This is a genomic window from Plantibacter sp. VKM Ac-2885, assembly GCF_015351205.1.
Taxonomy (GTDB): Bacteria; Actinomycetota; Actinomycetes; order Actinomycetales; family Microbacteriaceae; genus Plantibacter; species Plantibacter auratus.
This window is the reverse complement of record NZ_JADKSK010000001.1, coordinates 87902-101769: the sequence shown is the minus strand read 5'-3', so window position 1 is coordinate 101769 and position 13868 is coordinate 87902. Positions and strand designations below refer to the sequence as shown.

11 protein-coding genes are annotated in these 13868 nt (G+C 68.8%); 9 read left to right on the top strand and 2 right to left on the bottom strand.

The annotated features are described in order from the left end of the window. Positions 1-7: 7 nt before the first annotated feature. Complete coding sequence (locus tag ITJ66_RS00530; RefSeq protein WP_194642830.1) at positions 8-829, top strand: ABC transporter ATP-binding protein; 822 nt, start codon at positions 8-10, stop codon at positions 827-829. Continuing rightward, positions 826-1605 (top strand): ABC transporter ATP-binding protein, encoded by a 780-nt coding sequence (locus ITJ66_RS00525; RefSeq protein WP_079003721.1) that lies wholly within the window; start codon positions 826-828, stop codon positions 1603-1605. Before ITJ66_RS00530 ends, ITJ66_RS00525 begins: the two co-directional genes overlap by 4 nt. Positions 1606-1699: 94 nt before the next feature. On the opposite strand, the gene ITJ66_RS00520 is transcribed toward ITJ66_RS00525, so the two are convergent. Next, positions 1700-2467, bottom strand: coding sequence for a DUF1353 domain-containing protein (locus ITJ66_RS00520; RefSeq protein ID WP_194642828.1), 768 nt, complete (start codon positions 2465-2467; stop codon positions 1700-1702). Positions 2468-2646: 179 nt separating this feature from the next. On the opposite strand from ITJ66_RS00520, the gene ITJ66_RS00515 reads away from it, so the two are divergent. Together ITJ66_RS00515 and ITJ66_RS00510 are read left to right on the top strand one after the other, a co-directional pair. Then, positions 2647-3585, top strand: coding sequence for a phosphodiesterase (locus ITJ66_RS00515; protein WP_229939153.1), 939 nt, complete (start codon positions 2647-2649; stop codon positions 3583-3585). A 242-nt stretch (positions 3586-3827) separates the two neighbouring features. Then, a complete protein-coding gene (locus tag ITJ66_RS00510) occupies positions 3828-4907 on the top strand; it encodes an SDR family oxidoreductase (protein WP_194642826.1) in 1080 nt (359 codons plus the stop codon). A 107-nt stretch (positions 4908-5014) separates the two neighbouring features. Here ITJ66_RS00510 and ITJ66_RS00505 read toward each other — a convergent pair whose 3' ends face one another. Then, positions 5015-6760, bottom strand: coding sequence for a stealth family protein (locus tag ITJ66_RS00505; protein WP_194642824.1), 1746 nt, complete (start codon positions 6758-6760; stop codon positions 5015-5017). 82 nt (positions 6761-6842) lie between these two features. Between ITJ66_RS00505 and ITJ66_RS00500 the strand changes: the two genes are divergently transcribed. The 5 genes from ITJ66_RS00500 to ITJ66_RS00480 all read left to right on the top strand — a co-directional run bounded on the left by ITJ66_RS00500 (position 6843) and on the right by ITJ66_RS00480 (position 13868). Then, the gene (locus ITJ66_RS00500; protein ID WP_194642822.1) at positions 6843-8294 is read left to right on the top strand and encodes a CCA tRNA nucleotidyltransferase; all 1452 of its coding nucleotides are present in this window, start codon (positions 6843-6845) and stop codon (positions 8292-8294) included. Between the two features lie 129 nt (positions 8295-8423). Then, positions 8424-9740 carry a sugar ABC transporter substrate-binding protein gene (locus tag ITJ66_RS00495; protein WP_194642820.1) on the top strand — a complete coding sequence of 439 codons (1317 nt, stop codon included), beginning with the start codon at positions 8424-8426 and terminating at the stop codon, positions 9738-9740. A 38-nt stretch (positions 9741-9778) separates the two neighbouring features. Next, positions 9779-10798, top strand: a complete 1020-nt coding sequence (locus ITJ66_RS00490) for a D-2-hydroxyacid dehydrogenase (RefSeq protein ID WP_137242971.1) — start codon at positions 9779-9781, stop codon at positions 10796-10798. A 243-nt stretch (positions 10799-11041) separates the two neighbouring features. Next, a complete protein-coding gene (locus tag ITJ66_RS00485) occupies positions 11042-12670 on the top strand; it encodes an ABC transporter substrate-binding protein (protein ID WP_079704272.1) in 1629 nt (542 codons plus the stop codon). A gap of 124 nt (positions 12671-12794) precedes the next feature. Next, complete coding sequence (locus ITJ66_RS00480; RefSeq protein WP_124767788.1) at positions 12795-13868, top strand: ABC transporter permease; 1074 nt, start codon at positions 12795-12797, stop codon at positions 13866-13868.

Below are 13868 nucleotides of genomic sequence, written 5' to 3'. Positions count from 1 at the left end.
ACGCGACATGACGCAGGCAGCAGGCGGCAGCGGTGGCGGGATCGTCATCGAGGGGCTCACCCTCGGCTTCGGTCGCGGGGCAGCCACCAAGCAGATCCTCCGCGGCATCGACCTCGAGGTCCCCGCCGGTCGCATCACCGGACTGGCCGGTGAGTCAGGGTCAGGCAAGACCATGACCGGGCTCGCGATCTGCGGGCTCCTGCCGGCCGGCGCGGACCTCGGCGGCAGCATCCGCTTCGACGGCACCGAACTCGTGGGGCTCAAGCAGCGCACCATGAACCGATACCGCGGCACGGAGGTCGCGATGATCTTCCAGGACCCGACCGCGAGCCTGCACCCCATGCTCACGGTCGAGGCCCAACTCGTCGACCACTACCGGCACCACACGGGAGCCTCGAAGGCGGCCGCCCACGCGCGGGCGCTCGAGATGCTCGGCCTCGTCGCCGTCCCGAACCCGGAGGCGGCGCTGCGCAAGTACCCGCACCAGTTCTCGGGCGGACAGCTGCAGCGCATCGCGATCGCCTCGGCGCTCATGTGCGAGCCCTCCGTGCTCATCGCCGACGAACCGACCACGGCCCTCGACGTCACGGTCCAGGCCGGCATCCTCCGCCTGCTGCGGAAGCTGTGCGACGAGCTCGGGATCGCGATCATCCTCGTCACCCACGACCTCGGGGTGATGTCGGCGCTCGCCGACACGATCGCGGTCATGCGGCTCGGCGAGATCGTCGAGCACGGCAGCCGGTACCAGGTCATCACCGATCCGCAGCACGAGTACACCAAGGCGCTCATCGACGCGCTGCCCGACACGGGAACGGAGGCGGCGTCATGACGCTGCTGCACCTCGACGACGTCCACGTGACGTACAAGCTGCCCGGTCGCGGCACGCTGAACGCGGTCGACGGCGTGAGCTTCGACCTCGAACCCCGACAGGTGCTCGGCCTGGTGGGGGAGTCGGGCTGCGGCAAGTCGACCCTGGCGCGAGCGGTCTGCGGCCTGGAACCGACTTCTGGTGGCGCGATCACGTTCAACGGCACGCCGATCGGCAAGCTGGGCCTCCGGAAGCGCGCACCCGAACTGCTGCGGATCCAGATGGTCTTCCAGAACCCGTACGCGTCGCTGAACCCGCGCCGCACGGTCGGGAGTCAGATCGAGGACGGCCTCCGGGTCAACCCGGTGCGCGACGCGTGGGACGTCGGTCAGCTGCTCGAGCACGTCGAGCTCGACGCCGCCAGCCGCACCCGCTACCCGCACCAGTTCTCGGGTGGCCAGCGGCAGCGCATCGCGATCGCCCGGGCCATCGCGGCGGGCCCCGAGCTGCTCATCGGCGATGAGCCGATCGCGTCGCTCGACGCCTCCCTGCAGGCACGGGTGGCGAAGCTCATGCGGAAGCTGGCGGTCGAGACCGGCGCGGCGCTCCTGTTCATCAGCCACGACCTGTCCGTCGTGCGGGTCATCGCGGACGACGTGGCGGTCATGAGCGCCGGTCGCATCGTCGAGCACGGTCCGGTCGACCGCGTCTGGTCCGACCCGCAGGACGCCTACACGCAGCGGCTCCTCGCGGCGATCCCGGTCGTCGACGGACTCGGCACCCTCCCCGGCGCCTAGCCGGACCCCTGCTCCGTCCCTGTCTCAGGAGCGTCTCGGCGTGTCGGGTCCCCCGCGCTCGACACGCCGAGGCGTTCCTGAGTCAGGGAACCGGTCAGCGGAGGGTCGGCGGGCCGACGGGGCCGGGGGAGTCGTCGATGAACGGGCGGTCGATCGTCTCCCGGACGAGCAGTTCGAGGAGGCGGAACGCGCCGACCGCCGCGAGCTGGACGAGGAGGAGCGGCCCGAGGAGCGCACCGGCGTACGGCAACCAGACGAGGAGTCTCCGTTCCTCCCGCCAGCACACGGCGAGGACCGCGGGTGCCATCGCGAGGCCGAGCCACCCGGGCGTCGGAGCGCCGAGCACGGGCGTGACGAGTCCGATCGTCGCGACCCAGACGGCCAGGACCCCGAGGACCGACTGCCCGATCAGTACGGCGGCGATGCCTGGAGCGTGCCTGACGTACCGCTCGACCGACACGACCGCCCACATGAGCCAGGCCCGGAGGAGCGGCACCCGCTGCTGGCGGAGGCCGACGCGGAACTGTCGATCGTCCTCGAACCGCTGCTCGAGTGCTTGGTCCGCCGGGAGCCCGAGTGCGAGGAGCGCCCGGTGGTCGTGCACGACGGCCGGCGCGGACTGCCGGCCGTAGCTGCCGATGAAGCTCCACAGGACGCCCGGGACGGACGCGAGGTCGGTCCATCCCTCCGTGCGGCCGCCGTCGTGCCCGCCGTCGGACGCCGGTGCCCACACGACGGGACCGTCAGGTGCGTGCTCCTGGAACCCGATCCGCCGTTCGAGCCGGAACCGGCGTCCGGTCGGGGGGATCTGCGCCAGATCGATCCGCTGCAGCGGCTGCTCATCGTCGTCGAGGTAGGGCATGCGGACATCCTCCCGCAGCCCACCGTCAGGTGTGAGTCCCCTGGATGTCGGCTCGTGACCTTGCTCACGAGTTTCCCGCGTCGTAGCGTGGCGTTCCGTTGCCGTTCAACCGAGTCTGGTCAGATGGTCAAACAGCTGCGATGCGGTTCGGAGAGCATCGCTCGAACGAGAGTTGTCACGTGAGTCTTCGCACGGCCGAGTACCCGAGGCCCGATCACTTCCTGCTCCATGTGAGCGACACGCACCTCCTCGCCGGCGGGGGGAGCCTCTACGACAGCGTCGACAGCGAGACGCATCTGCGTCACCTGTTCGCCGAGTTCGAGGCGTCCGGAGGTCGGCCCGAAGCGATCGTCTTCACGGGTGACCTCGCCGACAAGGGCGAACCCGACGCGTACGACCGCATCCGCTCCATCGTCGAGCCGGTCGCCGAGCGCCTCGGATCGCAGATCATCTGGGTGATGGGCAACCACGACGACCGCCAGGCGTTCCGGGCCGGGCTGTTCGGTGAGGTGCCGACCACCCGCCCGGTCGACCGCGTCTACGACGTCAACGGCCTCCGCGTCATCACCCTCGACTCCAGCGTCCCCGGGCACCACCACGGTGAGGTGTCGGACGAGCAGCTCGACTGGCTCGCCGAGGAACTCTCGACGAAGGCGCCCCACGGCACGATCCTCGCGATGCACCACCCGCCCGTCCCGAGCGTGCTCGACCTCGCCGTGAGCGTCGAGCTGCGCGATCAGGCGAAGCTCGCCGAAGTGCTCGAGGGGTCCGACGTCCGGAGCATCATCGCCGGGCACCTGCACTACTCGTCGACCGCGACCTTCGCGGGCATCCCGGTGTCGGTCGCCTCGGCCACGTGCTACACGCAGGACCTCAACGTGCCCGTCGGCGGGACGCGTGGTCGCGACGGCGCGCGGGCGTTCAACCTCGTCCACGTGTACGGCAAGACGGTCCTGCACTCGGTGGTGCCGCTGGGGGAGACCCCGCCGCTGCACTACATCGACGCCGAGGAGAGTGCGCGCCTGCTCGCTCGCGACGGCATCGAGCTTCCCGTGTCGGACACGGTGCCGGTGCAGCCGGAGCCGCCGCTGACGATGCCGATCGGCGTCCTCGTCTAGGGCGGCACCTCCCCGCTCCCTGAACTTCCCTCCGGTCCCTGAGCTTGTCGAAGGGCCTCGCCTTTCCCCGCTCCCTGAGCCTGTCGAAGGGCCGCACGTTCCCCGCTCCCTGAGCTTGTCGAAGGGCCGCACGTTCCCCGCTCCCTGAGCCTGTCGAAGGGCCGCAGCCCGGCAGGGTACCGCAGCCCGGCGGGTCCGCCGTTCCGGGAGCCTCCCCGGTCCGACGCGCCTATCGTGGACGGATGACCTCCCCAGAAGCACCCCGCACCGCACTCGTCGTCGGCGCCAGCGGCATCACCGGTTCCGCGATCGTGTCGCAGCTCCTCGAGGACGGTGGCTGGCGGATCCTCGCCCTCTCTCGCCGCGCGCCGGCGGCCCACCCGCAGGTCGAGCACGTCGCGGCCGACCTCCGGGACGCGGCCGACCTCGCGCGCGCCCTCGGTGGCACCGGCGTCACCCACGTGTTCTTCACCGCCTGGTCACGTCAGGACACCGAGGCCGAGAACATCAGGGTCAACGGCGGCATGGTCCGCGACCTGCTCGCCGCCCTCTCCGCCGAGCCCGTTCAGCACGTCGCCCTGGTCACCGGCCTGAAGCACTACCTCGGCCCGTTCGAGGCCTACGCGGCGGGCGAGATGCCCGACACCCCGTTCCACGAGGACGAGGACCGACTGGACACGCCCAACTTCTACTACGAGCAGGAGGACGAGCTCTTCGCCGCGGCTGCGCGAGCGGGGTTCACCTGGTCGGTGCACCGCTCCCACACCGTGATCGGACATGCGGTGGGCAACGCGATGAACATGGCGTCCACGCTCGCGGTGCAGGCGGCGCTCTGCAAGCGACTCGACCGACCGTTCGTGTTCCCCGGTTCCGAGACCCAGTGGAACGGCCTCACCGACATGACCGACGCCGGACTCCTCGCCGAGCAGATGCTCTGGGCTGCGACCTCACCGGCCGGTGCGGACGAGGCGTTCAACATCGTCAACGGCGACGTCTTCCGCTGGCGCTGGATGTGGCCGCGACTGGCGGCGCACCTCGGCGTCGAGCCGGAGGGCTTCGACACCGAGCCGCGTCCGCTCGAGCAGCAGATGGCGGGCGTCGAGGGCACCTGGGCCGAGGAGGTGGCCGAACACGGTCTCGTCGAGGCCGACCTCTCCCGCGTGGCGTCGTGGTGGCACACCGACGGCGACCTCGGCCGGGACATCGAGGTCGTCACCGACATGGGCAAGAGCCGACTCGCCGGCTTCACCGGCTACCGGCGGACGCTGGACGCCTTCACCGCGATCTTCGACCGCCTCCGCGCAGAGCGCATCGTCCCCTGAGCTTGTCGACGGGCGGCACTTCGACAAGCTCAGTGACCGGGTTCGGCTCAGTGACCGATTCCGGTCCCTGAGCACCCCGTCCGGTCCCTGAGCCTGTCGAAGGGCGGTCAGCTGAGCTTGGCGGGCTCGATCTCGAGCGCGCTCGGCACGGCGGCCTCGCGCTCCCACGGGGCCGGGAACGGGAAGTACCGCTCGAGGAAGTCGATCACCGCGGTGGTGCGCTGCTCCACCGAGATCTCCGGCCGGCTGCCGTCGTTCAGGCAGAACATGTCCTGGTCGCGTCGCTTGAGGAGTCGTTCCATCTGCCCGAGCGACTGCTTGAGCGTCGTCTCGATGTAGCGGACCTTCGCCTGGGTCTGCTGCACCGCGCGACCCGTCATGAGGCCGTAGTAGTGGTAGAACGAGTTCGTCACCGAGATGTTGTCGGCCGCACGGAACGCGCTGTGGGAGGTCGCGCGGAACTCCTCCGCGAACTCCTGCTCCATCTCCGCCATGATGCTCCGGCGGAGGGGCGCGGCGCAGTGCTCGAGGTGACGGGTGGTGACGCGTCCGAAGCGCTCGTGCAGGAGTCGACGGTTCACGCGGGCCGCGTTCTCGAAGCCGCTGCGCGAGGGGTCGTTCGCCCCGAGGCCGATGCGGGTGGTCGCCTCCACGAACTTGCTGATGCCGCCCGGTGAGAAGAACAATTCGGGACTGATCGGTCGGCCGAGGAACATGTCGTCGTTGGAGTAAAGGAAGTGCTCCGACAGCCCCTCGATGCGGTGCAGCTGGCTCTCGACGGCCATGGAGTTGTGCGTCGGCAGGGCGTCGAGGTCGCCGAAGAACTCCTCGCTGCGCACGATGGTGACCTTCGGGTGCTCCGCCAGCCATTCGGGCGCGGGGGAGTCGGTCGCGATGAAGATGCGTCGGATCCACGGGGCGAAGGTGTGCACGCTGCGAAGGGCGTACTTGAGCTCGTTGATCTGGCGGAAGCGGGCGTCGGAGTCGTCGCCGTCGCCGACGACGTAGCTCTGCATCCGCTTGGCGCGGGCGCGTTGGAACTCCTCGGAGGAGCCGTCCACCCACGAGAAGACGAGGTCGATGTCGAAGGTGACATCGCTCGCGAGCGCGCCGAACATGTGCTCGAGCGTCCGCCAGCTGCGTCCGTAGCGTTCGACGGTCGTCTCGACGGCCTCGGTGCGGGGCATGTACGTCCGCATGAGGACGTTCTCCACGGGAGCGGTGATCTCCTCGTCGCCGAAGCGCCAGAGTTCGAGCTGCAGGGCGGTCTCCATGCCGTAGCGGAGGCGGCCGAGCGGTTCGATGCGCGGCCGGTACAGCCGGAACACCTCGGCCTTGCGGGCGCCGGTGAGCAGGCCGTCGGAGAGGAGGTGCGGATCGCCGGCCGGCTTCACCGTCGACATGCGCGCTTTGAGCGGCACGCTGTAGAAGGGCTCGTCGGCGAACGCCTCCGCGAGTGCGGTCTGCAGGCGCTTGCGCAGGGAGCGGTCGACCACGATGACGGGGCGGTCGTGCTCGCCCCGGATGAGGAGGTATTCGATCTCGGCCGCGTCGAGCACGTCGGCGACGGCGAGCAGGTCCTCCACCATCGACTGCTGTGGGGTCAGGTGACCGTTGATGAGGGTGTACACGCCCTTGCGCTGCACGACGTCGGGGCGGTCGAAGCGCTGCGATCGGGAGCCACCGGTCACGAGGACGAGCTCAGGGGCGGTGGTGAACGGGAGTTCCGGCGGAATCGGGTCCTTCGCGGTACTGGTGAAGGCCGTCGGTGCCTGAGTGCCGACGGTTGGCCGCTGGTCGTCGAGTTCGTTCGTGATCGTGTCCGCCTCTGGTCTGCTGGGGAGTGGGTTCATCGTTATTGTACGGCCGTCGCCCGGGACCGCTCGCGGCTTGACGACGACGGGGTCGCAGGCGGCGTCCGGGTACGATTGACCCATGGTGAGCGTGGCGGAATCCTTGGTGCGCCTGCAGGACCTGGCCTCGTCGCCCGTGGTCGCTCGGGTGGCGTCGGCGTTCGACGAAGCCGGGTACGAACTGGCCCTCGTCGGCGGACCGGTTCGCGATGCGATGCTCGGTCGCACCGTGAGCGACCTCGACTTCACGTCGAACGCCTCGCCCGACCAGATCCTCGCGGTCCTCAAGCCGATGGCGAGCGCCTGGTGGGACGTCGGCCGCGACTTCGGGACGATCGGCGCGAAGGTCACCGTCACCGACGACGACGGCGTCGAGCACGCCGACACGGTCGAGATCACGACCTATCGGGCCGACGCCTACGACGGCGTGACCCGCAAGCCGGTCGTCGCGTTCGGCGACACCCTCGAAGACGATCTGCGTCGGCGCGACTTCACGGTCAACTCGATGGCGCTCCGCATCCCCGAGATCACCCTCGTCGACCCGTCCGGCGGCGTCGAGGACCTCGTCGCCCACCTGCTGCGGACGCCGAGCTCGCCCGAGGTCTCCTTCGGCGACGACCCGTTGCGTATGCTCCGAGCCGCGCGGTTCGCTTCGCAGCTCGGCTTCCGGCCCACCGACGACGTCATCGAGGCCATGGAGGAGCGTCGCGAGACCATCTCCATCGTGAGCCCCGAGCGCATCCAGGCCGAGCTCGGCAAGCTGCTGGCCACCGACCACCCGCGCGCGGGCCTCGAGCTGCTCGTCGACACCGGCATCGCCGACCTCGTGCTGCCCGAGCTGCCCGCGCTCCGGCTGGAGCCCGACGAGCACCACCACCACAAGGACGTCTACCAGCACTCGCTCACGGTGCTCGAGCAGGCGATCGGCTACGAGCACTCGCGGCACCCCGGCGAGGCGCCCGACCTCGTCCTGCGTTGGGCCGCGCTCCTCCACGACATCGGCAAGCCGGCGACGAAGAAGACCGGCCCCGGCGCAGCCGTCACCTTCTACCACCACGACCTCGTGGGTGCGAAGCTGGCGAAGAAGCGCCTCACCGCGCTCCGGTACGACGGCGACACGATCAAGAGCGTCGCGCGGCTTGTCGAGCTGCACATGCGGTTCTTCGGGTACTCCGAGGGCGTGTGGGCCGACTCCGCGGTGCGGCGCTACGTCCGCGACGCCGGTCCGCTGCTCGAGCGGCTGCACATGCTCGTCCGCGCCGATGTCACGACCCGCAACCGGCGCAAGGCCGACCGCCTCGGCTTCGCCTACGACGACCTGGAGCAGCGCATCGTCGAGCTCCAGGAGCAGGAGGAGCTCGAGTCCGTCCGGCCCGACCTCGACGGCAACCGCATCCAGGAGGTGTTGGGCATCGCACCCGGTCGCGAGGTCGGCGAGGCGTACCGCTGGCTGCTGGAGCTGCGTCTCGACGAGGGCCCGCTCGGCGAGGAGGAGGCCACCCGCCGCCTCCTCGACTGGTGGTCCTCCCGGTGACAGCTCCACCTGCCCGCGAACTGTCACAAACGCACAGTCAGACGGCGTCACACTGACCGTTTCTGACAGCTCGCGAGCGTTCAGACTGAACTGCTAGCCTCCCTGAGGTTCACGGAACGAAGGATTCTCATGCTCAAGCGACACGCCGCCCTCGCGATCGCGGCCGCCTCCGCCCTGATGCTGAGCGGTTGCGCCGCCGGATCCACGGAGCGCACGACGGTCACGGTTCGCGTCTGGGATGCCGCCGTCGCCGACGCCTATGAGACCTCGTTCGCCGCCTTCGAGCGAGAGAACCCCGACATCCGTGTCCGCGTCGACGTCGTCGAATGGGCGGACTACTGGACGAAGCTCCGCACCGACGTCGCGGCGGACACCGCTCCCGACGTCTTCTGGTTGAACAACTCCTATCTCGCCGGGTACGCGGACAGCGGGAGCGTGCTCGACGTCGGGCAGACGCTCGGCAAGGACGCCTCGAAGGACTGGGCGCCGAGCGTCGTCAGCCAGTTCACCCGGAACGACAAGCTCTGGGCCGTCCCGCAACTGTCCGACGCCGGCATCGCGGTCTACTACAACGCCGACCTCCTCGACGCGGCCGGCGTGAAGCCCGCCGAGCTCGAGGAGGCGACGTGGTCGCCCGACGCGACGAAGGACACCTTCCTGCCCCTGGCGAAGAAGCTGACGAAGGACGCAGCCGGGGTCTCGGCCGACCAGCCCGGCTTCAACCCGGCGGCGCCCGCGACCTACGGCACCGGCCTCGGGTACGACCTGCAGGCCGTGCTCCTGCCGTTCATCGGCTCGAACGGCGGGAAATACCAGGACGGCGACGACTTCGCGTTCAACGACCCGAAGACGAGCGAGTCCGTCAACTACCTCGTCAACGCGATCAACGGTGCCAAGGTCGCCCCACCGGCCGCTTCCACGAACGCCGACGGCGACTTCTCCCGCGACGCCTTCCTCCAGGGCAAGGTCGCGATGTTCCAGTCGGGGCTCTACAGCCTGAAGGCCGTGCACGACGGTGCCGACTTCCGCTGGGGTGTCGCCGAGCTCCCGGCCGGCCCTGCGGGCAAGGTCAGCGTCACGAACGGGATCGCCGCAGCGGGCAACGCGGCCACGAAGCACCCCGACCAGGTGAAGAAGGTGCTCGCCTGGTTGGGCAGCACCGAGGGCAACGCCCCCGTCGGTTCGTCCGGCTCGGCGGTCCCCGCCGTCACCGCGGCCCAGAAGCAGTACTTCGACTACTGGAAGGGCCAGGACGTCGACGTGCAGCCCTTCTTCGACGTGATCGCCGACGACGCGAAGACCATCGCGCCGCCGACGGGTGCCGGGTACGCGAAGGGACTCGCCGCCTACGACCCGATCTTCAAGGAGATCTTCGCGGGCACGACGCCCGTCGCCGACGGTCTCAAGAAGGCGCAGGAGGCGGCCAACGCCGCCATCAACGACTGAGTCCGGGCGCAGGGCATCGCAGGGCATGATGGACCATCATGCGGATCCTCATCGCGAGTCACCTCGAGCCTGAGTACGTCGAGGCGATCGGCGCCTCCCACCCGGATGTCGAGGTGCTGTACGACCCGACGCTCGTCGCGGTCCCGCAGTACGTCGCCGATCACCGTGGGCCGGCACCCGAGCTGTCCGCAGCGGACCAGCAACGGTGGGCGGACATGCTCGCCCGGGCCGACGTCGCGTTCGACTTCGACTGGCAGGACCCGGCGGCACTGCCGGAGCGCGCCCCGAACCTGAGATGGATCCAGGCGACGAGCGCCGGCATCGGTGCGTTCATGCGCCGGACCGGACTCGACGGCAGCGGCATCACCGTCACGACGGCGGGCGGCGTGCATGCCGTACCACTCGCCGAGTTCGCCCTCACCGGGGCGCTCTTCGTGGTGAAGGGTGTTCCGTTCCTCCAGCGACGGCAGCGTGAGCGCCGGTTCGAGCGGTACACGACCAGGCAGCTCGCCGGGATGCGGGTCACGGTCGTCGGCGTCGGCGGCATGGGGTCGAACGTGGTGCGGACCTTCGACGCCATCGGCGCACGGGTGACCGCGGTGGGTCGGGTCGGCGGCACCTATGAGCTCCCCGACGGTGTCGAGCTGAGCGATGTGGACCGGCTCGACGAGGTGCTGCCGGGCACCGACGTGCTCGTCCTCTGCACGGCGCTCACGCCCGAGACCGAGAACCTCATCGACGCCGACCGGATCGCGCTCCTGCCCGACGGCGCCGCCATCGTCAACATCTCCCGCGGGCAGGTCGTCGATGAGGACGCGCTGATCGAGGCACTTCGGTCGGGCAAGCTCGGTGGCGCGGCGCTCGACGTCTTCCGCGAGGAGCCGCTGCCCGCGGACTCACCGCTCTGGGACCTCGACAACGTCCTCATCTCGCCCCACTCGGCGTCCACGGTCGAGAGCGAGAACGCGACGCTCACGGCACTGTTCATCGAGAACCTCGCCCGCTACCGTGCAGGCGGACCGCTGCTGAACCGGTTCGACGCCGAGCGCGGGTACTGACCGACCCCGGCCATCGGGGCGTCGAGGCCGGGATCTCGGTGGCGTCCGAACCTGGCGAAACGCGCGGTCATTGCGCTAGAGATGTCGCTCGCGCACGTTTCGTGCTCGTAACGAATCTGCACCGGAAGGCTTCTCGGTTTGAGGGATTTGTTCGGAGCGTGCTGTAATCCTCTACAAGCACGTGCGAAGAACCTGCACACAGCCGTGCCGTCTCTCACACACAGAAAAACGAGGTCGACATCAATGTCATCCCCACGTAGTGGATTCCGGAAGAGCGCCGTCGCGCTCGCGGGTCTGTCCATCACCGCCCTCGCCCTCGCCGGCTGCGCCGCCGGTGGCAGCGGCTCCAGCAGCGGTGCCAGCGGCACGATCGTCATCGGCACGACCGACAAGGTCACGACGCTCGACCCGGCCGGATCGTACGACAACGGCTCCTTCGCCGTCATGAACCAGGTCTTCCCCTTCCTCCTGAACACGCCGTACAACAGCCCCGACGTCGAGCCCGACATCGCCGAGTCGGCCGAGTTCACCTCGCCGACCGAGTACACGGTGAAGCTCAAGAAGGGCCTCAAGTGGGCCAACGGCAACGACCTCACCTCCTCGGACGTGAAGTTCAGCTTCGACCGTCAGCTGGCCATCGCCGACGACAACGGCCCGTCGTCGCTCCTCAGCAACCTCGAGAAGACCGACGCGCCCGACGACCTCACCGTCGTCTTCACGCTGAAGACCGAGAACGACCAGACCTTCCCACAGGTGCTCTCGAGCCCCGTCGGCCCGATCGTGGACGAAGACGTCTTCTCCGCCACCGAGGTCACGCCCGACAACGACATCGTCAAGGGCAAGGCGTTCGCCGGCCAGTACACGATCGACAGCTACAAGTTCAACGAGCTCATCTCGTACAAGAAGTACGCCGACTACCAGGGCCTCCTCGGCGAGGCGAAGAACGACACCGTCAACGTGAAGTACTACACCGACGAGTCCAACCTGAAGCTCGACGTCAAGCAGGGCAACATCGACGTCGCATCGCGCAGCCTCTCCGCGACCGACATCGAAGACCTGAAGAAGGACAAGAACGTCAAGGTCGTCGACGGCCCCGGTGGCGAGATCCGCTACTTCGTCTTCAACTTCGACACGATGCCCTACGGAGCGACCACCGCTGACGCCGACCCGGCGAAGGCGCTCGCCGTCCGCCAGGCCGCTGCCGACCTGATCGACCGCGCTGCGATCGCCAAGGACGTCTACAAGGACACCTACACGCCGCTCTACTCCTACGTGCCCGCCGGCCTGACCGGTGCCACCGAGTCCCTCAAGGGCCTCTACGGCGACGGCGACGGCGGCCCGGATGCCGCCAAGGCGAAGGAGACGCTCGAGGCAGCCGGTGTGACCGTTCCGGTCGCGCTCAACCTCCAGTACAACGGTGACCACTACGGTTCCGGCTCCGGCGACGAGTACGCGCTCATCAAGGACCAGCTCGAGGCCGACGGCCTGTTCACCGTCAACCTGCAGCAGACCGAGTGGGTGCAGTACTCGAAGGACCGCACGACGGACGTCTACCCGGCGTACCAGCTGGGTTGGTTCCCGGACTACTCCGACGCGGACAACTACCTGACGCCGTTCTTCGCCACGGACAACTTCCTCGCGAACCACTACGACAACCCGGCCGTCAACGACCTCATCAACGAGCAGCGCTCGACGACGGACGCGGACGCACGGACCAAGCTCATCGAGCAGATCCAGGACACGGAGGCGGCCGACCTGTCGACCATCCCGCTGCTCCAGGGCGCTCAGGTGGCGGTCGTCGGCAAGGACATCGAGGGCACCGTCCTCGATGCGTCGTTCAAGTTCCGCTACGCCCCCATCACCAAGGGCTGAGTAGCCTGACCAACTGATAGCCGACTATGGTGAGTCGGACGTCGCGATCGGGGTGGCTCCACAGAGCCGCCCCGATCGTCTGTCCGGGCTCTACCGAGTCGGTGATCGAGGAGGATCCACTGCAATGACGGCAGCTGTCGCAACCCCACCCCCCAAGGCGGCCAGACGTTCCGGAGGTGGCGGACTCTGGCGGTACCTCGTCATCCGCTTCCTGCTGATCATCCCGACGGTGTTCATCCTCGTCACCATGGTCTTCTTCCTGATGCGCCTGACCGGTGACCCGATCACCGCGGCGCTCGGAGGTCGCCTCCCAGCCGACCAACTTGCGGAACGCATCAGCGCCGCCGGCTACGACCGGCCGCTCTTCGTCCAGTACTTCGAGTTCCTCGGACAGATCGCCGTCGGCAACTTCGGCACGACGATCTCCGACAACCGCCCGGTCATCGAGGTCCTCCTCACCTACGGCTCCGCGACCCTCGAACTCGCGATCTACGCCCTCATCGTCGCGTTCATCGTCGGCATCCCGCTCGGCATGCTCGCCGCCGCCCGCCGCGACCGCTGGCAGGACGCGGGCCTCCGCGTCTTCGCGATCCTCAGCTATGCCACCCCGGTGTTCTTCGCCGGCCTGCTGCTCAAGCTGGTCTTCTCCGTCTGGCTCGGGATCCTCCCGGTCGCCGGTCGAGCGAGCACCGGCACCGAGCTGACGCTCCAGACCATCTCCAACCCGTCCGGCATCTACCTGATCGACGCGATCCGCCTCGGCGACCCGACGGCGATCAGCGACGTCCTCGCCCACGCGGTGCTCCCGGCGATCGCCCTCGGCCTGTTGACGGCCGGCGTCTTCCTGCGGCTGGTCCGCACCAACGTCATCGGCACGCTCGGTTCCGGCTACGTCGACGCGGCCCGGTCGCGCGGCGTCAGCGAGTTCCGGCTCGTGACGAAGCACGCCTACCGTCCGGCGCTCATCCCGATCATCACGGTCATCGGCCTGCAGATCGCGCTCCTCCTCGCGGGCGCGGTCCTCACCGAGACGACGTTCGAATGGAAGGGCCTCGGCTTCATGCTGAGCGAGTACCTCAAGGCGCGTGACTTCGTCGCCGTCCAGGGGATCGTCGCGCTGCTGGCCGTCATCGTCGCCCTGACCAACTTCATCGTCGACATCATCGCGGCGATCATCGACCCGAGGGTGAGGTACTGA